Genomic DNA, 19,367 nt, shown 5'->3' on the forward strand with positions numbered 1-19,367 from the left:
CGCGCCGGTCAGCGCAACTCGGACCCCGCGCCCGCCCACCTCGTGTCGGCGACCCATGGCGACGCCTCGGCGGCGATCGACCACGCCAGATCCGCGGGTACGTCGATCACCTGATAGCGCTTGACCCCCGCGGCGGTCGCGGCCACCAACGTCGCGACCCCGGCCCGGCGCTGCATCCAGGTCTGACGCACGGTCCAGCCGATGATGCCCGACGCCTCGATGCAGTCCCGTCGGCGCTGCAGGCTGCCGGTACGTGCGACCAGCCAGCCGTCGCCCACCCGGTGTCCCAACGACCGGGCACGGTCGACGGCCAACAGCGCGCAACCCGCGGCCAGCACGGTCCACGGCGCCCACACCCAGGCCGGCGTCGGCGCGACGAGCAGCGCTACCGCCACGAGCGCGGGCAGTACCAGCGCGCGTGTCCACCGCCGGCGCGTCGCGACGGGGCCGTGCGTGCGAAGGGGACCGGTCACCGCGTCGCGGCGTTCGATCAGGTCGGTCAACATCGCCTCGGCCGTGCGTTTCGGACACGGCGGCAATAGCAGAGACGCCTCGCCCTCTCCCCCGACACCGGTCATCACCGCGTCGAGGCGGGCGCCGCCGAGCAACCGCACCAGCAACGGTTCCCGCAGCGTGCCCCCGCGCAGCCGGCGCATGTCGAAGGTGTGCTCGCGGACCCGGACCAGACCGTGCTTGAGATGCAGCACCTCGAAGTCGCGCCGCAGCTCGAGGTTTCCGTAGCTCAACAACGACTGCAGAACCGAGAGCACCACCGAGGCCGCCAGGATGGCCACCGCCGCAACGGCGATGCTGGCCGCCACCCCGAACCGTTCCGCGGCCGCCAGCCCCGACCGCGCGACCTCCGAGTCGCGGACCGCGCCCTGAGCACCCACCTGGTACACCAGACCGACCGCCGCGGCGATCATCGCGAGCCCGGTGAAGCTGAGCGGGCTGTAGCGCAGCCACGACGGCGTCCACCGGGCGAGCACCCGGCCCGGCGCGCTCGGCTGCTCCGCATCTGCCGCCAGCGAGTCGGCCAGCAGCACCGCGCGCAGCCGGCCCACCTGCTCGGAGCGCACGGCGTCGAGCGCGAACACTGCGTCGCCCCTGGCCTCCTGACCCGTGCCGACCCGCACCACCGTCAACCCCAGCAGCCGGTGCAGTAGCCGCGCCTCGGTGGACACCGATCGAATCCTGTTGCGCGGCACCGAGAGCAGCTTGCGCTGCAATACGCCGGTCCGTAGCTGGACGTCCTCGGCGCCGATGCGGTAGGTGGTGGTGAACCAGCGTGCCAAGCCGATCGCCACGGTCACCCCCAGTGCGGCGTACGCCAGCAGCGGGTTGCCCGTCGCGGTGCCGAGCACCAGCGTCCCGACGATCACCGGGATCTGGCGTATCACCTCGTGCACGGGGTGCACCAACAGCATCCGCGGGCTGAGCCGCTGCCAGTCGCCCTCGACGGGGACGGCGCTCGTCATGTGGCGTCCTCGCCGCCGAGCGCGGCGATGTCGGTGAGGCGCGCGACAACCCCGTCGGCGACGTCGGCGTCCAACGCCACGATGCGCACCGCGCCCGCCGACGACGCGGTCGTCACGGTCACGTTCGCGAGCCCGAACAGCCGATCCAGCGGTCCGCGTTCGGTGTCGACGGTCTGCACGCGCGAGATGGGCGCGATCCGGCGCTCCTGGGTCAGCCAACCGGTGCGGGTGTACACGGCCCGCGGGTCGACGTCCCACCGATGCACCCGGTACCGCCAGAGGGGCACCACCACGACGAACACGGCGATGCCCAGCAGCGTGCCCACCGCCGCGAGTGCGTGCACCCACCACACGTGCGGGTCCACCAACAACCACACGAACTGCCCGACCGCGAGCACCGACCATGGAATCGCCGCGCCGATCGCCCACACCAAGGGCGCCTTGCGGCTCGGCTTGTTCGCGGGGTCGGAGAGATTCACGAGATCGGTCATCAAGCGTCCAGCGTAGGTAACCGCGACGGCATCGGTCGCTGGGTATGTTGAGCGTCATGGGCAGCAAGTGGACCGCGGCCGACATTCCGGATCAGTCCGGGCGGACCGCCATCGTCACCGGCGCGAACAGCGGCCTGGGCTACGACACCGCGGCCGCGCTGGCCGCCAAGGGCGCCCAGGTCGTGCTGGCGGTGCGCAACCTCGACAAGGGGACCGAGGCCAGGGACCGCATCAAGGCGGCCAGCCCCAACGCCGTCATCACACTGCAGGAGCTCGACCTGTCCTCACTCGACAGCGTCCGCAGGGCCGCCGAGGAGCTGCGCGCGGCGCATCCGCGCATCGACCTGCTGATCAACAACGCCGGCGTGATGTACGTGCCGAACCGCGAGCCCACCCGAGACGGCTTCGAAATGCAGTTCGGCACAAACCACCTCGGCCACTTCGCGTTGACCGGCCTGCTGCTCGACCATCTGCTGACCGTCGACGGGTCGCGCATCGTGACGGTCAGCAGCGTCGGGCACCGGATCATGGCCCGAATCCGCTTCGAGGACCCCCACTTCGAAACCGGGTACAACCGGGTGCAGGCCTACGGGCAGTCGAAGCTGGCCAACCTCCTGTTCACCTACGAACTGCAGCGACGGCTCAAACTCAAAGGCGCGCCGACGATCGCCGCGGCCGCGCATCCCGGCTTCTCCGACACCGAGTTGATGCGCTACATCCCCGGCTTCGTTCCCGACTTCGTCTGGAAGATCGCCACCCAGCCGGCGTCGATGGGCGCGCTGTCGACGCTTCGGGCGGCCACCGACCCGGCCGTCCAGGGCGGGCAGTACTACGGTCCCGACGGCATCGGCGAGGTCAAAGGGCACCCGAAAGTCGTTGCCTCGAGCGAACAATCGCACAACGAAGACATCCAGCGCCGGTTGTGGACCATGTCCGAGGAGCTGACCGGCGTCACGTACCCCATCTGATGCGCACCGTCGAAGAGCATCAGCGCGTCGTCGCCGCGTTGATCGCCCGCCGCGCACCGGTCAGCATGCCGATCGCCGACGCGCTGGGCCTGGTGCTGGCCGACGATGTCGTCGCACCGTTGTCGCTGCCCGGCTTCGACAACTCCGCGATGGACGGATACGCCGTGGTCGCCGAGGACGTGGCGGCGGCGACGCCCGAGCATCCGGTCCGACTGCCCGTCGCCGAGGACATCCCGGCGGGCCGCACCGATGTGCTGACGCTGAAACCCGGTACGGCACACCGCATCATGACCGGCGCGATGTTGCCCGCAGGTGCGACCGCGGTGGTGCCGGTCGAGGCGACCGACGCGGCCACCGACACCGTGGAGATCCGCGCCGGCGCGAGACCGGGCAAGCACATCCGGCGGGCCGGCGAGGATGTCACCGCCGGTACGGCGGTGCTGCGCGCCGGGCAGGCGGTCACACCTGCCGCGTTGGGGCTCGCGGCCGCGCTGGGCCTCGGCGAGCTCACCGTGATCCCGCGGCAGCGGGTGCTCGTGATGTCCACCGGCACCGAACTGGTCGCACCCGGCACCCCGCTGGCGCCCGGTCAGATCTACGAGTCGAATGCGGTGATGCTGGCCGCTGCACTGCGCGACGCGGGCGCCGACGTGGTGGCTTCGCCGATGACCGGGGACGACGTCGAGTCGTTCCGCGACGCCCTGGCGCGGCATACCGGCGACGCCGACCTCATCATCACGACCGGGGGCGTGAGCGCGGGCGCCTACGAGGTCGTCAAGGACGCACTCGGCGGATCGGTGGAGTTCGTCAAGGTGGCCATGCAGCCGGGGATGCCGCAAGGCTGCGGGAGAGTGGACAACACACCGATCATCACGCTGCCCGGAAATCCGGTGAGCGCGCTGGTGTCGTTCGAGGTCTTCATCCGGCCGCCGCTGCGCGCCGCGATGGGCCTGCCCAACCCCGACCGGCCGCGACGCACCGCGCTTCTGACCGACGACATCACGTCGCCGCGCGGCAAGCGGCAGTTCCGCCGCGGCGTGCTGGACGCCGACGCCGGAACGGTGACCAGCTACGGCCCACCCGCCTCGCACCACCTGCGCTGGCTGGCGTCGGCGAACTGCCTCCTGGAGATCGCTGAGGACGTCGACGCGTTGCCGGCAGGGTCGCAGGTTCAGGTGTGGGACCTGGCCTGACCGGCTTGGCCCGTAGAATCGCTGCACGATGGCCAGACGCCCCGACCTGAAATCCGGCCCCGCGCGGCTCTTGGCGCTGGCCCGTACCACCATCCCCCCGATGCACCCTGCCGGGCTGCCGTTCGTCGGCGCCAGCCTCGCGGCCGCGGCCCTGGGACGGCGAAACCGGTGGCTGCGCGGTGCCGCGCTGACGTCGGCCGCCGCGAACGCGGCGTTCTTCCGGCACCCCCCGCGGGTGCCCCCGACGCGTCCCGGTTTGGTCGTCGCACCGGCGGACGGCTTGATCTGCCTCATCGAGGAGGCAGCGCCCCCGGCCGAACTCGGTTTACCCGCAACGCCGTTGCCGCGGATCAGCATCTTCCTGTCGATCTTCGACGCGCACGTGCAGCGGGCCCCGGTCGGCGGTGAGGTCGTCGCCGTCGAGCACCGGCCCGGATTGTTCGGCTCGGCCGAACTCGAGGCGGCCAGCGAGGACAACGAACGCAACAGCGTTCTCATCCGCACGGCCGACGGCGTCGAGGTGATCGCCGTGCAGATCGCGGGCCTGGTGGCGCGGCGCATCGTGTGCGACGCCAAAGTGGGCGACAAGTTGGCGATCGGCCAGACCTACGGTTTGATCCGCTACGGCTCACGGCTGGACACGTACCTGCCTGCGGGCTCCAACATCCTGGTGACGACGGGACAGCGCGCGCTGGCGGGCGAGACGGTATTGGCCGAACTGCCGTGATCCGGCCCCGCATCAAACGCTCCGTCGTCAGCCTGCGGATTCTGCCCAGCGCGATGACGGTCGCCGCGATCTGCCTCGGACTGAGCGCGGTCAAGATGGCGCTGGACGACCGGCCGACCGAGGCGATGGCGTTTCTGGCGGTCGCCGCGATCCTCGACGCGCTCGACGGGCGCATCGCCCGCGCCCTCGGCGCGACATCGCGCATGGGCGAGGAGATCGACTCGCTGGCCGACGCCGTGAACTTCGGTGTCGCACCGGCTTTCATCGTTTACGGCACACTGCTGTCGCAGTCGCGGATCGGCTGGATCGTGGTGCTCGTGTATGCGGTGTGCATCGTGCTGCGACTGGCGCGCTTCAACGCGATGCTCGAGGTCGACAAACCGGCTTACGAGAAGAAGTACTTCGTCGGCATGCCCGCACCCGCGGGCGCGATCGGCGCGATCGGTCCGCTGGCCGCCAAGATGCAGTTCGGCGAGGGCTGGTGGACTTCGGAACCCGCGGTCGTCATCTGGATGGTGGGCGTCTCGCTGCTCGTGGTCAGCACGATCCCGATGCGCAAGATCCACACCTTCTCGGTGCCGCCCAACATGGTCGCGCCGCTGCTGGCGCTCGTGGCGATCGGTGTCGCGGCGGCGATTCTCTACGGCTACGTCGTGATCCTGATCATCATCGGCGCCTACGTGGTCCACATCCCGTTCGCGATCCGCACCCGCCGCTTCCTGGCCGCGCATCCGGAGGTATGGGACGACAAACCGCGCCAACAGCGGGCGGCCCGACGGGCGATCCGCCGCGCCCAGCCGCACCGCCGGTCGGTGATGCGACTTGGACTGCGCAAGCCCGGTTCTCGTCATGAGTGAACTGCAGTCCGACCGCCCGGCTCCCCGGCACCAGCTCTCCTTGACCGCGCGGCTGAACACCTCGGCGCTGGACTCGCGCCGAGGGGTGGTCCGTCTACACCCGGAAGCCATTGCCGCGCTTGGTGTTCGCGAATGGGACGCCGTATCGCTCACCGGTTCCCGCACCACGTCCGCCGTGGTGGGCGAGGCACCCGCCGGGGTGCCGGCGGGCACCGCGCTGCTCGACGACGTCACGCTGTCCAACGCCGGACTGCGCGAGGACACCACCGTGCTCGTCGCACCGGTCACCGTCTACGGCGCGCGGTCGGTGACTTTGTCGGGCTCTCGGCTCGCCAGCCAGTCCATCTCCCCCGCGACGCTGCGGCAGGCATTGCTCGGCAAGGTGATGACGGTCGGTGACACCGTGTCGCTGTTGCCGCGCGAACTGGGACCCGACATCCCGAGCTCGCGCGCGACCGCGGCGCTGGCGTCGTCGGTCGGCATCACCTGGACGTCCGAGCTGTTGACGGTGACGGGCACCGATCCGGCGGGACCCGTGAGCGTACAACCGAATTCGGCGGTCGGCTGGGGCGACGCCGCGGCGAGCGGGGCTGCCGCGCCGCCTGCGAACACCACCACCGGCCGGGCCGTGGTCACCGCGCCGGAGAAGACACCGCCGGCGCTCGGCATCGACGACCTCAAAGGCGCACAAGCGCAGGCGCAGCGGCTCACCGAATGGCTCAAGCTGGCGCTCGACCAGCCGGAGCTACTCGAAACACTGGGCGCGACAGCAAATCTCGGCGTACTGGTGTCCGGACCCGCCGGTGTCGGCAAGGCCGCGATGGTGCGTGCGGTCTGCGCCGACCGTCGGCTGGTGGAACTCGACGGCCCCGAGGTGGGCTCGCTGCGCGCCGAGGACCGGCTGACGAGCGTGGCGTCGGCGGTCGCGACCGTCCGCGATGGCGGTGGCGTGCTGCTGATCACCGACATCGACGCGCTGCTGCCGTCCACCGCCGAACCGGTGGCCACGCTGATCCTCACTGAACTTCGCAACGCGGTCGCCACCCCCGGGGTGGCATTCGTCGCGACCTCACAGCAACCCGACAACGTCGACCCGCGGCTACGCGCCCCCGACCTGTGCGACCGCGAGCTCGGATTGAGCCTGCCCGACGGCGCGATCCGCAAGCAGCTGCTGGAAGTGCTGCTGCGCGATGTTCCGGCCAAAGACCTCGACCTCGAGCAGATCGCCGGGCGCACACCGGGATTCGTCGTCGCCGATCTGTCCGCACTGGTGCGTGAGGCGGCGCTGCGGGCCGCCGCGCGAGCCAGCGCCGACGGCGAGCCACCGGCCCTGACCCAGGAGGACCTGCTGGGCGCTACGACCGTCATCCGCCCGCTGTCGCGGTCGGCCACCGAAGAGGTGTCGGTCGGCTCGGTGACGCTCGACGACGTCGGCGACATGGCGGCCACCAAACAGGCGCTGACGGAAGCGGTGCTGTGGCCGCTGCAGCATCCCGACACGTTTCAACGCCTCGGCGTCGCTCCGCCGCGCGGCGTGCTGCTCTACGGGCCACCCGGCTGCGGCAAGACGTTCGTGGTGCGGGCGCTGGCCAGCTCGGGCCGGCTGTCGGTGCACGCGGTCAAGGGCGCCGAGCTGATGGACAAGTGGGTCGGCTCGTCGGAGAAGGCGGTGCGCGAGCTGTTCCGGCGGGCCCGCGACTCGGCGCCGTCGCTGGTGTTCCTCGACGAGATCGACGCGCTGGCGCCGCGGCGCGGCCAGAGCTTCGACTCCGGGGTCACCGATCGCGTGGTGGCCGCACTGCTCACCGAACTCGACGGCATCGAACCGCTGCGCGATGTGGTGGTGCTCGGTGCGACGAACCGGCCCGACCTGATCGACCCCGCGCTGCTGCGCCCGGGCCGGCTGGAGAAGCTGGTGTTCGTCGAACCCCCCGACGCCGAAGCCCGTCGCGAGATCCTGCGCACCGCCGGCAAGTCGATACCGCTGGCTTCCGAGGGTGAGCAGGCCGTCGACCTCGATGCGCTGGCCGGCGAACTCGACGGCTACAGCGCCGCCGATTGCGTGGCACTGCTGCGCGAAGCCGCGCTGACCGCGATGCGACGCTCGATCGACGCCGCCGACGTCACCGCGGCGGACGTCGCCCAGGCCCGCAAGAACGTGCGGCCGTCGCTGGATGCGGCGCAAGTCGAGTCGCTGCGCGCCTTTTCCGCCGCCCGCTGAGTCACCGTCGCGAACAAACGCAAAAGGCCTCAGAAAGGCGGGTTTTGCGAGCAGTTTACGGCTGCTCGGCAAGCGGTATCTTGACAATGGCTAGTTCGCGCGGCATAGTCGACACCCAAGAACTTGTCATTGTCAAGATCGAGGAGGTCGCCATGCCCGCCACCGCACCCGCCGTCCGCGCCGGAGACCCCGATCGGGAGAAGACCGCGGACCTGCTCGGCCAGGCGCTCGCCCAGGGCTACCTCGAAATGCCGGAGTACGAAACGCGACTGCAGGCCGCGTTCGCCGCGACGACCCGCCCCCAACTGCGCGAACTCACCGCCGATTTGCCCGTCGAGCGGCTCAAGCGCAATGACCCGCGGCGGCACGAGGCCCGCAGGCGGTTGGCCCGGCGCGGCGTCCAGATCCATCTGGCCGGCTACCTGACGATGGTCGCGATCGTGCTGACCGTGTGGTTGGCGGTCGGACTGACCGCGGGCGCCTGGTACTTCTGGCCGATCTGGCCGATCCTCGGCGCAGGCATCGGCCTGCTCGGTCACGCGCTGCCCGTCCGGTACGCGCTACCGGCGACGCCCTGCCAGCGCCGTCACGGCTCGATCAATCCGGCGCGAATCGCGTAGCGGGTCAACGCCACTCGATCCTGCAAGCCGAGTTTGGCGAGCAGGTTCGTCCGATGCCGGTCGACGGTCTTGACGCTGATTCCCAACGTGTTCGCGATGTCTCGCGACGAGTACCCCTCGGCGATCAGCTTGAGCACCTCCTCTTCGCGCGGCGTGAGGATGGTCTCGGGCAGCCCGTCGCCCTGCCGCGCGCGGTGCAGATAGTCGCGGATCAACGCCGTCACCGCACCCGCGTACAGAAACGGCTCGCCACGCAGCGTGGCCCGACACGCTTCGAGCAGGTCGCGGTCGGCGACGGACTTCAGCACATAGCCCGACGCACCGGCCTTCAGCGCCTCGAAGAAGTACTGCTCGTTGTCGTACATCGACAGGATTAGGATCCGGACGTGCGGATGGACCCGGTTCATCTCCCTGGCCGCCTGCAGGCCCGTCATTCTGGGCATCGCGATGTCGAGGATCGCCAGATCGACCGGGGTGTTCTCGAGCACCGCGAGTGCCTCATGCCCGTCGGCCGCCTCGGCGACCACCCGCAGATCGGGCTCGGCGTCGAGGATCATCCGCAACCCGCTGCGCACCAGCGCATGATCGTCGGCGAGCAGGATGCGCGCCGGCTGGGCGAACATCACCAACACCGCCGCGACGGAATCGACAGCCGCACCTCGGTGCCGTCACCGGCCGGGGAGGCGATCGTGAGGTCGGCGTCCACCAGCAACGCGCGCTCGCGCATCCCGTTGATCCCGGCGCCCTCGCTGACCACACCGCCGACGCCATCGTCGGCGATGCGCATCGTCAACCGATCGTCGGTGGTGTGCAGATCGAGCCACGCCTTGGTGGCCCCGGCATGTCTGGCGATGTTGGTCAGGCTCTCCTGCGCGACGCGGTAGCACACCAGCTCGACGTCCGGCTTCAGCCGTTCCGATTGCAGGACAATGTGTTTGACGACGGGCAAGCCGGTTGCGTTGGTGAACTCGGTGCACAGCGCGTTGAGCGCACTGTGCAGCCCCAGGTCCTCCAACGCCTCGGGACGCAACCGCCGCGCGATGCTGCGAACCTCGTCGAGGCTCGCGCGGACCGCTTCCTGGGTGTCGGCGAGCTCACCGCGGATCTCGGCGGGTGCACGGTCCACGGCCCGCTTGAGGATGAGCAGCGCCACGGTCAACGTCTGCCCGATCTCGTCGTGCAACTCGCGCGCGATGCGCCGGCGCTCGTTCTCCTGCGCGGCCAGGGCCGACGCGCTGGCCGTGGTGCGTTCGGTCTCGAGGCGGTCCAGCATCGTGTTGAACGACGCGATGAGGTGGCGCAGGTCGCCGTTGCCACGGTCATCGACGCGGTCACTGCGGCGGGGCGGATCGACGCGCCGCATCGATGCGGCGAGCCGGTCGAGCGGCGCCAGGCTCGATCGCAGCAACAGCGCGTTCGCGGACAGGATCACGGCGAGCCCGACGACGAGCACCGGAATCTCGGTGAGCTTGATACGGGAGGACACCGAGGCGGGCGAAACCGCCAGGATCAGCGTGCCCAGCGTGAAGATCAGGCCGTTGATCAGGAAAACCCGCCGAAACAGCGCGGTCGCCGGCGTGCGCGCCCGTTTCATGACCTCAGCGTGGACCGTTGCCTCGGCGTTTGTCCATACACTGCGCCGCCCCGGCCGAATGGGTGTCAGCCCCGATGGCGGCCCCGGTTGAAGGCATCGAAACTGTCCTCACCATGCATATCTCGCCTGGATGGGAGGTCGAGATGCTGACAGGTCGACCCGTTCCGAACGGTTCGTGCAGGGTCGACGAACCGATCGGAGAGCGAGGACGATGACACTTACCGCCGACACCCCCGGGACCGGATGGAACGAGGTCATGCAAGCACACGAGATCGCCGTGACCCCTCCGACGGTCCGGATGGACGATCCGGTGTCCAAGGCCGTGCAACTGATGGTGGTCAACCGGCTGCCGGGGCTCGTCGTGGTCGACGACTCGGACCATCCCGTCGCGGTGCTGCCGGGCACCCAGGTGCTGAGGCTGACCATTCCGGAGTCCTATCGCGAGGACCCGGCACTGGTGCGCACCGTCGACGAGATTCACGCCGACCTGTTCTGGCACGGGCCCGGCCGGCTCACCGTCGGGGACTGCCTACCCACTCCGGTGGCCAAACCGGTCACGGTCGCGCCGGACGCCACGCTGCTGGAGATCGCCACCGTGATGGCCACCAAGCGGAGCCCGCTGATCGCCGTCGTCGACCCGGGCGGCAAGCTCGTCGGCGCGGTGACGTTGGAAAGGCTTTTGACGAGCCTTGCCGTGGCCGGCCCCAACGACTGAGCCACCGGTTCCGTGCTGGCTCCGCTTCTGGCGCTGGCGATTTTCGTTGTCGCCTTTTGGTTTCTGGCGACTGAGCGCGCTAACAAGGTCACGACGGTTCTGGTCGCCGCGGGGCTGATGACCCTGTTGGGTCTGGCGCCCGGGGAGAAGGTGTTCTACTCCGAGCACGAGGGCATCGACTGGAACGTCATCTTCCTCCTGCTCGGCATGATGGTGATCGTCGGCGTCGTCAAACAGACCGGCGTCTTCGACTTCCTGGCGATCTGGGCCGCAAAACGCGCCAAGGGCAGGCCTTTTCGCCTCATGGTCATGCTGATGCTGATCACCGCGGTGGCCTCGCCGGTGCTGGACAACGTCACGATCATCATGCTCGTCGCGCCGGTGACGCTGGTCATCTGCGATCGGCTGGAGATCGCAGCCCAGCCGTTCCTCATCGCGGAGGTGCTCGCGTCGAACATCGGCGGCGCGGCCACCCTCATCGGCGATCCACCCAACATCATCATCGGCAGCCGCGCCGGCCTGACCTTCAACGACTTCCTGGTCAACATGGCGCCCGTGGTGGTGGTGATCTTCGCGCTGTTCGTGGTGTTCACCAAGTGGCTGTTCCGTCACGACCTGCGCGCCCATGAGATGCGCGTCGACAAGGTGATGGTGCTGCAGGAGCGGCGGGCGATCAGAGACACCCGCCTGCTGGTGCGGTCGATGTCCGTGCTCGCACTGGTCATCGTCGGGTTCGGCCTTCACTCGGTGCTGCACGTCGCGCCCTCGATCGTCGCGCTTCTCGGTGCGGGAACGATGCTGCTGGTCACCAACGTCGACGTCGCCGAGGTCCTCCCCGAGGTGGAGTGGCCGACGCTGGTGTTCTTCATGGGTCTGTTCGTCATGGTCGCCGGACTGGTGCACACCGGGGTGATCGGCTGGCTCGGCGATGCGGCGGTCAACCTCTTCGGCGACAACTTCTTCATGGCGGCGACGGGACTGCTGTTCGGGTCCGCGGTGCTCGGCGCGTTCATCGACAACATTCCGTATACGGCGACGATGGCCCCGGTGGTCGAGGACATGGCGGCCCAGGCTCCGGATGCGGAGACCGGCCGGGCGCTGTGGTGGGCGTTCGCGCTGGGCGCCTGCTTCTCCGGCAACGGCACCGCGATCGCCGCGAGCGCGAACGTGGTCGCGATCGGCATCGCCCAGCGCGCCGGTCACCGCATCAGCTTCTGGCGCTTCACCCGCTACGGCATCGTGGTGACGCTGCTCAGCACCTTGCTGGCGTGGGTGTACGTCTGGCTGCGGTACTTCTGATGGATCTGTCGCTCGCGACGCCGGGAGGTACCCCTGATCGGCCCACGTAGAATATCCATCAACCGAAGGCCATTACTCGGCTGACACCCCGACCATCAGTTCTCCGGTTGGCGGCCGCGTGCCGTCCAACCCAACCGATCGGAGTGCCCTGCTCGCCGTTCTGCTCGCCCACGCGGTCGCCACCGCGCTGGCGCCGCTGCTTGTCTACAGGTGGGGGCGGACGGCGTTCTACCCGCTGGCGCTGGTGCCGCTCGTCTCGCTGATCTGGGTGGCGCTGAACTGGCCGGCGGCTGGTCGGTCGAGAACCGTCGACGTGCCGTGGGTGCCCGAGCTGTCGATGGACATCACGCTGCGCTTCGACGCGCTCGCGGCGATCATGAGCGTGCTGGTGCTCGGGATCGGTGCGTTGGTGCTGTTCTACTGCGCCGACTACTTCCAGCACCACGACGGCCGCGTCGAGAACCGGTTGCCCAGTTTCGCCGCCGAACTGGTCGCGTTCTCCGGCGCGATGTTCGGCCTGGTGATCAGCGACAACATGTTGATGCTCTACGTGTTCTGGGAGATCACCACGGTGCTGTCGTTCCTGCTGGTCGGCCATTACGCCGAGCGCGTCACCAGCAGGCGGGCGGCGACCCAGGCGCTGCTCGTGACGACGTTCGGCGGGCTGGCGATGCTGGTCGGCATCATCGTGCTCGGCAACATCGCCGGCACCTACCTGCTGTCTGAACTGCTCGCATCGCCCCCCGCGGGAGCGGCGGTGTCGGTCGCCGTCGTGCTCATCCTCGTCGGTGCGCTGTCGAAGTCGGCGATCGTGCCGCTGCACTTCTGGCTGCCGGGCGCGATGGCCGCCCCGACACCGGTCAGCGCCTATCTGCACGCGGCGGCCATGGTCAAGGCCGGTGTCTACCTCGTCGCACGCATGACACCCGGGTTCGCCGACGTGGCCCCGTGGCGACCGATGGTCATCTCGCTGGGGCTGCTGACCATGCTGTTGGCGGGTTGGCGCGCGGTCCGCGAGTACGACCTCAAGCTGATTCTGGCGTTCGGCACGGTCAGCCAGTTGGGGCTGATCACCGTGATGGTCGGCACGGGCGGCAGCGACATGATGCTCGGCGGGCTGGCCATGCTGGTTGCGCACGCCATGTTCAAGGCGGCGCTGTTCATGGTCGTCGGCATCATCGACCACGCCACCGGCACGCGTGACATCCGCAGGCTGGCCTGGCTCGGCGACCGCGCGCGCCCGCTGCTGATCATCGCGATCGGCGCGACCGCGAGCATGGCCGCGTTGCCGCCGTTCTTCGGTTTCGTCGCCAAGGAGGCCGACTTCGAGACCGTGCTGTACAGCCCGTATCTCGGTACCGCTTCGCCTTTCGTGCTGGCCGGCATCGTGCTCGGCTCGGTGTTCACCACCATCTACAGCTTGCGCTTCCTGTTCGGTGCGTTCGGCCGCAAAGGACAGCGACAACCGAGCAGGCGCGTCGCCGAGATGCACCGCACGAAGCTCGCGTTCATGGCCGCGCCGGCCATCCTCTCGGCGGCGGGACTGGCGTTCGGGATCTGGCCCGTCGGCATCGGCGACGTGCTGGAGGACTACGCCGACACGGTGCCCGGCGGCGAGGACTACCACCTCGCGCTGTGGCACGGGGTGAACCTGCCGCTGCTGTTGTCGGTGCTCGTGGTCGCGACGGGCATCGCCGCCTTCGTCGGGCGCGAGCGGTTGCGCAAGATCCGCACCGTGCGCGAACCGCTGGGCAACGCCGATCACATCTACGACGGCGTCGTGCGCAAGCTGGACCTGTGGTCGGTGGAGCTCACCGCGGTGACCCAGCGCGGTTCGATCCCCGCGACCCAGACGGCGATCCTGTCGACGCTCGTGTTGGTGCCGACGATGGTGCTGGCGCTCGGCGCCCGTGACCGCCCGAACTTCGCGCTGTGGGGTTCGCCGCTGCAGGTGGTGATCGGCCTGATCATCCTGGCCGCCGCACTGGGTGCGCTGGTGATGCGAAACCGGTTGGCGGCGGTGCTGCTGGTCGGCGTGACCGGCTACGGCTGCGGCGCGATCTTCGCGTTGCACGGCGCACCCGACCTCGCCCTGACCCAGTTCCTCGTCGAGACGCTGACGCTCGTGGTGTTCGTGCTGGTGCTTCGGACGTTGCCCGCCGAGGCGGACCGCGTCCACATCAAACGGAATCGCTGGCCGCGGGCCATGCTGGCGCTCGCGGTCGGTGCGACCGTGACCACGCTGACCGTGTACGCGATGGCCGCGCGCACCGGCGTCCCGATCGCGTCGTTGATCCCCGATGCGGCGTACTACCGCGGCCACGGCGCCAATGCCGTCAACGTGCTGCTGGTCGACATTCGCGCCTGGGACACCATGGGCGAGATCATGGTGCTCCTGGTCGCGGCGACCGGGGTGGCCTCAATGGTGTTCCGGCACAGGAGGTTCGGGGCACCACCGCGGGTGGCCGATGCCGGCCAGCCGGACATCGGGCGGCTTCCTGCGATCCTGAACACCAGCCCGGCGGCCGGGGAGATCACCTGGCTGCGGGGCAGCGAACTGCGCGACCCGCGGCACCGGTCGCTGATCCTGGAGGTCGCCACCCGGCTCGTCTTCCCGCTGATCATGGTGTTGTCGGCGTACTTCTTCTTCGCCGGGCACAACACCCCCGGCGGCGGATTCGCCGGCGGGTTGACCGCGGGCCTGGCGCTGGTGCTGCGCTATCTCGCGGGCGGACGTTACGAGCTCGGCGAGACGCTGCCGTTGGATGCGGGCAAGATCCTCGGCGTGGGCCTGTGCCTCTCGGCGGGCACCGCGTTCGCATCGCTGCTCGTGGGCGCGCCCGCGTTGTCGTCGGCGCTCATCGAGATCGAGGTACCGGTGCTCGGCACCGTCAAGTTCGTCACCGCGTTGTTCTTCGACCTCGGGGTGTACCTGATCGTCGTGGGCCTGGTGCTCGACGTGTTGCGCAGCCTCGGCGCCCGGATCGACGTGGAGTTGAGCCAGGAACAGAAGACGGCGGTGGCGGCCCGATGACCACCGCTTTCGTGCCACTCGTCCTGCTCGGCGGGCTCACCAGCGCCGGTGTCTACCTGCTGCTCGAGCGCAACCTGACCCGAATGTTGTTGGGACTGCTGCTGATCGGCAATGCGATCAATCTGTTGATCCTGGTGGTCGGCGGCCCGTCCGGTAATCCACCGGTGCGGGGCCGCACCAGTGAGGGCCACACCACCACCGCAGATCCGTTGGCGCAGGCGATGATCCTGACGGCCATCGTGATCACGATGGGCATCGCGGCGTTCGTACTGGCGATGGCGTACCGCAGCTACCGGTTGACCACCGAGGAGGAAGTGGGCGTCGACCCGGAGGATGCCAAGGTCTCCGAGCTGGCCGCGCTGGACACCGCCGCCGTCGAGGAGGACCGTCCCCGCCCCGATCGTTCGCGCGACACCGATGCGCCCGACGAATTGGACGCGCTGCCCGGATTCGAGGGCTCCAAATGACGGGCGGGCGCGCATGACGTTGGCGGGTACGTTGACACCGCTGCCGGTGCTGATCCCGACGCTCGGCGCGGCGGCCACGCTGATCGCCGGTCGACGGCCCCGACTGCAGCGACTCGTCACGCTTGTCGCGCTGTCGGTCGTCGTCGCGGTGTGCGGCGCGCTGCTCTACCTCGCCGACCGGGACGGCACCCTCGTGCTCTACGTCGGCGGCTGGGGCCAGTCGGTGCCCGGGATGGGACCGCTGGGCATCACGCTGGTGGTGGACCGTCTGTCGGCGATGATGCTCGTGGTGTCGTCGATCGTGTTGTTGGCCGTGGTGTTCTACGCGATCGGCCAGGGCATCCGCGACGGCGACGAACGCCAGCCCGTGTCGATCTTCATGCCGACCTATCTGGTGCTGTCGGCCGGCGTCTACATGGCGTTCCTGGCCGGCGACCTGTTCAACCTCTTCGTCGGATTCGAGGTGCTACTGGCGGCGAGCTTCGTGCTGCTGACCATCGGGGCGAGCAAAGACCGTGTCCGCGCCGGCATCTCGTACGTGATGGTGTCGATGGTCTCGTCGCTGATATTCCTGTTCGGTATCGCACTCGTCTACGCGGCCACCGGGACGCTGAACCTGGCGGAGCTCGCGGTGCGCCTCGACGACGTGTCGACCGGCACCCGCTCGGCGATGTTCGCCGTGCTGCTGGTGGCCTTCGGCATCAAGGCCGCCGTGTTCCCGCTGTCGGCGTGGCTGCCCGACTCCTACCCGACGGCGCCCGCACCCGTGACCGCCGTGTTCGCCGGGCTGCTGACCAAAGTCGGTGTGTACGCGATCATCCGGGCGCACTCGCTGCTGTTCCCCAGCGGCGGCCTCGACCCAGTGCTCTTGGTGGCCGCCCTGCTGACCATGATCATCGGCATCCTCGGCGCGATCGCGCAGAGCGACATCAAGCGACTTCTGTCGTTCACGCTGGTGAGCCACATCGGTTACATGGTGTTCGGCATCGCGCTGTCCAACCAGCTCGGCATGTCGGGCGCGATCTACTATGTGGCACACCACATTCTGGTGCAGACGACGCTGTTCCTGGTGGTCGGGCTGATCGAACGCCAGGCCGGTGCGTCGACGATGGACCGCCTCGGCGGCTTGGCGGCCGCCAGCCCGCTGCTGGCGTTCGTGTTCGTCGTGCCCGCGCTCAATCTCGGTGGCATACCGCCGTTCTCCGGCTTCATCGGCAAGATCGCGCTGCTGGAGGCGGGCGCGCAGGACGGCTCGGTGCTGGCTTGGACGCTGGTCGGCGGCGGCGTGGTGACCAGTTTGTTGACGCTCTACGTGGTGGCGCGGGTGTGGACCAAGGCGTTCTGGCGATCTCGCGAGGATGCGCCCGAGGGTCATCTGTCTGCAGCGTCACCCTCGGCGTTGCTCGATGAACCCGAGGACATCGAGTTCGTCGACCGCGACCACGTCGGTCGCATGCCGGCCGGGATGGTCGCGCCCACCGGCGCGCTGATCGCCGTCGGGCTGGCGCTGACCGTGCTCGCCGGGCCCATCTTCGGCTACAGCGAGCGGGCCGCCGGCGAGGTGTTGGACCGCGGCCAGTACATCACCGCCGTGGTGGGTCCGCGATGAGCGCGCCCGTGCGAAGTATCGCGTTGCGCCTCTGGGTGATCTGCTGGCTGGTGCTCGTCTGGGTCCTCCTGTGGGGCAACCTCTCTGCGGCCAACCTGCTTTCGGGCCTCGCTGTCGCGTTGTTGATCACGCTGCTGTTGCCGCTGCCGGCCGTGCCCGTCGAAGGCAAAGTGCACCTGCTGTCCCTGATCCGGCTGCTGCTGACCGTCGCCTACCGGTTGGTGCTGTCCTCGATGCAGGTCGCGTTGCTCGCGGTGAAGCCCCGTCCCCCGCTGTCGGCTGTGCTACGCGCGCAGCTTTCGGTGAAATCGGATCTGGTGCTGGCGCTGGCGGTCAACATCTTCAACCTGATTCCCGGCTCGATCGTGCTCGAGATCGACCAAACTCGGCGGCTGCTCTACATGCACGTCATCGACGTCGGCTCGGACCGCGCGCTGAGCGCGTTCTACCACCAGGTGGCCGTGGTGGAGCGGCTGCTGGTCGCGACGTTCGAACGTCAGGAAGACTGGCGGCCCGCGGCTGCCGAGGAGGACGACGCATGAACACCGTCTGGGTCATCGCCGCCGTGATGATCACCGCTGCGGCGGCGATCACGATGTTCCGTCTTCTGGCCGGGCCGAGCACACTGGACCGTCTGGTGGCGGTCGACACCCTCATCGCGGTGGCGATGTGCGGGATCGGTATCTGGGCCGCCTACAGCCTGGACAGCACCGTGACGTACGGCTTGACCGCGTTGGCGTTGATCAGCTTCGTCGGCACGGTGAGCGTCGCGCGTTTCCGTGTGCCCGACGTCGAGACTCCACCGGCAGCTCGGAGGAGGCGGCGATGAACGTCCTCGACATCGTCACGAGCGTGCTTGTGCTGGGCGGCTCGACACTCGCGCTGACCGCGGCGATCGGCGTGGTGCGCTTCCCCGACACGTTGACCCGGATGCACGCGGCTTCCAAACCGCAGGTGCTCGGCCTCCTGTTGGTGCTCGCCGGCGCCGCGATCCGGCTGCGCGGCCAGGCCGACGTCGGCATGCTCGTGCTGACCGGATTGTTCACGGTGATCACCGCGCCGGTGGTGGCGAACCGGGTTGGTCAGCTCGCGTACCGGGAACAGAACGTCCGAGACGATCTTTTGACCACGGACGAGATCGACGAGTTCGCCGATCACATGGAAAGCGGTGGCAATGGCCAGGACTGAGGACGACAGCTGGGACATCACCGAAAGTGTCGGCGCGACTGCGCTGGGTGTGGCTTGGTCCCGCGCGCTCGAGCAGGACAGCGATTGCCCGCTGTTCACCGACCCCTACGCGAAGATGTTCGTCGACGCTGCGGTGGAGCGAGGTTGGCAACTGCCGCCGACTTACATGGTCGAGCGGATCAAGGCCATCGGAGGGTATGCGGCCTCGCGCACCAAGTGGTTCGACGAGTTCTTCGTCGCCGCGGGCGCCAACGGGATCGACCAGGCGGTGATCCTCGCCGCCGGACTCGACGCGCGGGCCTGGCGGCTGCCGTGGATCGACGACACCGTGGTCTACGAGATCGACCAGCCGATGGTGTTGGCGTTCAAGGCCGAGACGCTGCGCAAGCACGAGGCGACACTCGCCGCCACGTATGCCCCGGTGCCGATCGACCTTCGTGACGATTGGCCGAGAGCGTTGCGCGACGCGGGGTTTGACGCCAGCGAGCCGACCGCGTGGGCTGCCGAAGGACTGCTGCCATACCTACCTGCCAGCGGTCAGGATCTGCTGTTCGAACGCATTCACGAACTCAGTGCGCTCGGCAGCCGGATCGGCGTCGAGTCGTTCGGCGCGGGCTTCTTCGACCCGGAGTATCTCGCGAGTCGACGCGAGAAGCTGCAGCAGTACCGGCAGGAGGCCGGCGTAGAGGACGACGAGAACGTGTTCGACGTCGAGCATCTGTGGTTCGTCGAAGAGCGCACCGAGGTGACCGACTGGCTGACCGACCACGGTTGGGAAGTGACCGCTATCGCTGCCGCGGATTTGATGGACCGCTACGGCCGATGCGCGGCCGGCGAAGCCGACGAGTCCACGCCCCGAACGGTTTTCATCGAGGGCCACAAGATCTGCTGATGCTCGCGTGCTGA

At 68.9% G+C, this 19,367-nt stretch carries 19 protein-coding genes; 15 read left to right on the plus strand and 4 right to left on the minus strand.

Features of this window, described 5'->3' with window-relative positions:
- Positions 1 to 8 precede the first annotated feature (8 nt).
- Both AU187_RS22355 and AU187_RS22360 read right to left on the minus strand, forming a co-directional pair.
- The gene (locus AU187_RS22355; RefSeq protein ID WP_059099246.1) at positions 9 to 1,478 is read right to left on the minus strand and encodes a PH domain-containing protein; all 1,470 of its coding nucleotides are present in this window, start codon (positions 1,476 to 1,478) and stop codon (positions 9 to 11) included.
- The gene (locus tag AU187_RS22360) at positions 1,475 to 1,969 is read right to left on the minus strand and encodes a PH domain-containing protein (RefSeq protein ID WP_156425467.1); all 495 of its coding nucleotides are present in this window, start codon (positions 1,967 to 1,969) and stop codon (positions 1,475 to 1,477) included. The genes AU187_RS22355 and AU187_RS22360 overlap by 4 nt, the downstream gene beginning before the upstream one ends.
- A gap of 56 nt (positions 1,970 to 2,025) precedes the next feature.
- On the opposite strand from AU187_RS22360, the gene AU187_RS22365 reads away from it, so the two are divergent.
- The 6 genes from AU187_RS22365 (at position 2,026) to AU187_RS22390 (ending at position 8,555) form a co-directional block, all read left to right on the plus strand.
- Positions 2,026 to 2,937, plus strand: coding sequence for an SDR family NAD(P)-dependent oxidoreductase (locus tag AU187_RS22365; RefSeq protein ID WP_059099321.1), 912 nt, complete (start codon positions 2,026 to 2,028; stop codon positions 2,935 to 2,937).
- A complete protein-coding gene (moeA, locus tag AU187_RS22370; protein ID WP_059099247.1) occupies positions 2,937 to 4,130 on the plus strand; it encodes a molybdopterin molybdotransferase MoeA in 1,194 nt (397 codons plus the stop codon). The genes AU187_RS22365 and moeA overlap by 1 nt, the downstream gene beginning before the upstream one ends.
- A 28-nt stretch (positions 4,131 to 4,158) precedes the next feature.
- The gene (locus AU187_RS22375) at positions 4,159 to 4,857 is read left to right on the plus strand and encodes a phosphatidylserine decarboxylase (protein WP_059099248.1); all 699 of its coding nucleotides are present in this window, start codon (positions 4,159 to 4,161) and stop codon (positions 4,855 to 4,857) included.
- Positions 4,854 to 5,714 (plus strand): CDP-diacylglycerol--serine O-phosphatidyltransferase, encoded by an 861-nt coding sequence (pssA, locus tag AU187_RS22380; protein WP_172800337.1) that lies wholly within the window; start codon positions 4,854 to 4,856, stop codon positions 5,712 to 5,714. Before AU187_RS22375 ends, pssA begins: the two co-directional genes overlap by 4 nt.
- The gene (locus AU187_RS22385) at positions 5,707 to 7,935 is read left to right on the plus strand and encodes an AAA family ATPase (protein ID WP_059099249.1); all 2,229 of its coding nucleotides are present in this window, start codon (positions 5,707 to 5,709) and stop codon (positions 7,933 to 7,935) included. Before pssA ends, AU187_RS22385 begins: the two co-directional genes overlap by 8 nt.
- A 152-nt stretch (positions 7,936 to 8,087) precedes the next feature.
- Entirely contained in the window at positions 8,088 to 8,555 is a 468-nt protein-coding gene (locus AU187_RS22390; protein WP_059099323.1) for a DUF1707 domain-containing protein, read from the plus strand.
- Here the strand turns inward: AU187_RS22390 and AU187_RS22395 are convergent.
- Together AU187_RS22395 and AU187_RS22400 are read right to left on the minus strand one after the other, a co-directional pair.
- Positions 8,522 to 9,178 (minus strand): response regulator, encoded by a 657-nt coding sequence (locus AU187_RS22395; RefSeq protein WP_059099324.1) that lies wholly within the window; start codon positions 9,176 to 9,178, stop codon positions 8,522 to 8,524. The two genes, AU187_RS22390 and AU187_RS22395, sit on opposite strands and share 34 nt — an antisense overlap.
- Positions 9,178 to 10,149 (minus strand): sensor histidine kinase, encoded by a 972-nt coding sequence (locus AU187_RS22400; protein ID WP_059099250.1) that lies wholly within the window; start codon positions 10,147 to 10,149, stop codon positions 9,178 to 9,180. The genes AU187_RS22395 and AU187_RS22400 overlap by 1 nt, the downstream gene beginning before the upstream one ends.
- A gap of 211 nt (positions 10,150 to 10,360) precedes the next feature.
- Between AU187_RS22400 and AU187_RS22405 the strand changes: the two genes are divergently transcribed.
- From AU187_RS22405 to AU187_RS22445, 9 genes are all read left to right on the plus strand, one after another.
- The gene (locus tag AU187_RS22405; RefSeq protein WP_231740303.1) at positions 10,361 to 10,864 is read left to right on the plus strand and encodes a CBS domain-containing protein; all 504 of its coding nucleotides are present in this window, start codon (positions 10,361 to 10,363) and stop codon (positions 10,862 to 10,864) included.
- 12 nt (positions 10,865 to 10,876) lie between these two features.
- Entirely contained in the window at positions 10,877 to 12,163 is a 1,287-nt protein-coding gene (locus AU187_RS22410) for an ArsB/NhaD family transporter (protein WP_059099251.1), read from the plus strand.
- Positions 12,164 to 12,311: 148 nt separating this feature from the next.
- The gene (locus tag AU187_RS22415; protein WP_059099326.1) at positions 12,312 to 15,197 is read left to right on the plus strand and encodes a Na+/H+ antiporter subunit A; all 2,886 of its coding nucleotides are present in this window, start codon (positions 12,312 to 12,314) and stop codon (positions 15,195 to 15,197) included.
- On the plus strand, positions 15,194 to 15,664 hold the full coding sequence (locus tag AU187_RS22420; RefSeq protein ID WP_059099252.1) for a Na(+)/H(+) antiporter subunit C: 471 nt from the start codon (positions 15,194 to 15,196) through the stop codon (positions 15,662 to 15,664). The genes AU187_RS22415 and AU187_RS22420 overlap by 4 nt, the downstream gene beginning before the upstream one ends.
- A gap of 13 nt (positions 15,665 to 15,677) precedes the next feature.
- Complete coding sequence (locus AU187_RS22425; RefSeq protein WP_059099253.1) at positions 15,678 to 17,273, plus strand: Na+/H+ antiporter subunit D; 1,596 nt, start codon at positions 15,678 to 15,680, stop codon at positions 17,271 to 17,273.
- Positions 17,270 to 17,815 (plus strand): Na+/H+ antiporter subunit E, encoded by a 546-nt coding sequence (locus AU187_RS22430; RefSeq protein ID WP_059099254.1) that lies wholly within the window; start codon positions 17,270 to 17,272, stop codon positions 17,813 to 17,815. The genes AU187_RS22425 and AU187_RS22430 overlap by 4 nt, the downstream gene beginning before the upstream one ends.
- A complete protein-coding gene (locus AU187_RS22435) occupies positions 17,812 to 18,102 on the plus strand; it encodes a monovalent cation/H+ antiporter complex subunit F (RefSeq protein WP_059099255.1) in 291 nt (96 codons plus the stop codon). Before AU187_RS22430 ends, AU187_RS22435 begins: the two co-directional genes overlap by 4 nt.
- Positions 18,099 to 18,461: a monovalent cation/H(+) antiporter subunit G gene (gene mnhG, locus AU187_RS22440; protein ID WP_059099256.1), complete on the plus strand. Its 363-nt coding sequence runs from the start codon at positions 18,099 to 18,101 to the stop codon at positions 18,459 to 18,461. Before AU187_RS22435 ends, mnhG begins: the two co-directional genes overlap by 4 nt.
- The gene (locus AU187_RS22445) at positions 18,448 to 19,353 is read left to right on the plus strand and encodes an SAM-dependent methyltransferase (RefSeq protein WP_059167301.1); all 906 of its coding nucleotides are present in this window, start codon (positions 18,448 to 18,450) and stop codon (positions 19,351 to 19,353) included. The genes mnhG and AU187_RS22445 overlap by 14 nt, the downstream gene beginning before the upstream one ends.
- The last annotated feature ends 14 nt before the right edge of the window (positions 19,354 to 19,367 follow it).

Source organism: Mycobacterium sp. IS-1556, from assembly GCF_001499985.1.
GTDB lineage: Bacteria > Actinomycetota > Actinomycetes > Mycobacteriales > Mycobacteriaceae > Mycobacterium.

Bases quoted from the DNA above. Each gene is read 5' to 3' on its own strand.
- AU187_RS22355 (WP_059099246.1), bottom strand. From the start codon at position 1,478: ATGACGAGCGCCGTCCCCGTCGAGGGCGACTGGCAGCGGCTCAGCCCG.
- AU187_RS22360 (WP_156425467.1), bottom strand. From the start codon at position 1,969: ATGACCGATCTCGTGAATCTCTCCGACCCCGCGAACAAGCCGAGCCGC.
- AU187_RS22365 (WP_059099321.1), top strand. From the start codon at position 2,026: ATGGGCAGCAAGTGGACCGCGGCCGACATTCCGGATCAGTCCGGGCGG.
- moeA (WP_059099247.1), top strand. From the start codon at position 2,937: ATGCGCACCGTCGAAGAGCATCAGCGCGTCGTCGCCGCGTTGATCGCC.
- AU187_RS22375 (WP_059099248.1), top strand. From the start codon at position 4,159: ATGGCCAGACGCCCCGACCTGAAATCCGGCCCCGCGCGGCTCTTGGCG.
- AU187_RS22385 (WP_059099249.1), top strand. From the start codon at position 5,707: ATGAGTGAACTGCAGTCCGACCGCCCGGCTCCCCGGCACCAGCTCTCC.
- AU187_RS22390 (WP_059099323.1), top strand. From the start codon at position 8,088: ATGCCCGCCACCGCACCCGCCGTCCGCGCCGGAGACCCCGATCGGGAG.
- AU187_RS22395 (WP_059099324.1), bottom strand. From the start codon at position 9,178: ATGTTCGCCCAGCCGGCGCGCATCCTGCTCGCCGACGATCATGCGCTG.
- AU187_RS22400 (WP_059099250.1), bottom strand. From the start codon at position 10,149: ATGAAACGGGCGCGCACGCCGGCGACCGCGCTGTTTCGGCGGGTTTTC.
- AU187_RS22405 (WP_231740303.1), top strand. From the start codon at position 10,361: ATGACACTTACCGCCGACACCCCCGGGACCGGATGGAACGAGGTCATG.
- AU187_RS22420 (WP_059099252.1), top strand. From the start codon at position 15,194: ATGACCACCGCTTTCGTGCCACTCGTCCTGCTCGGCGGGCTCACCAGC.
- AU187_RS22425 (WP_059099253.1), top strand. From the start codon at position 15,678: ATGACGTTGGCGGGTACGTTGACACCGCTGCCGGTGCTGATCCCGACG.
- AU187_RS22430 (WP_059099254.1), top strand. From the start codon at position 17,270: ATGAGCGCGCCCGTGCGAAGTATCGCGTTGCGCCTCTGGGTGATCTGC.
- AU187_RS22435 (WP_059099255.1), top strand. From the start codon at position 17,812: ATGAACACCGTCTGGGTCATCGCCGCCGTGATGATCACCGCTGCGGCG.
- mnhG (WP_059099256.1), top strand. From the start codon at position 18,099: ATGAACGTCCTCGACATCGTCACGAGCGTGCTTGTGCTGGGCGGCTCG.
- AU187_RS22445 (WP_059167301.1), top strand. From the start codon at position 18,448: ATGGCCAGGACTGAGGACGACAGCTGGGACATCACCGAAAGTGTCGGC.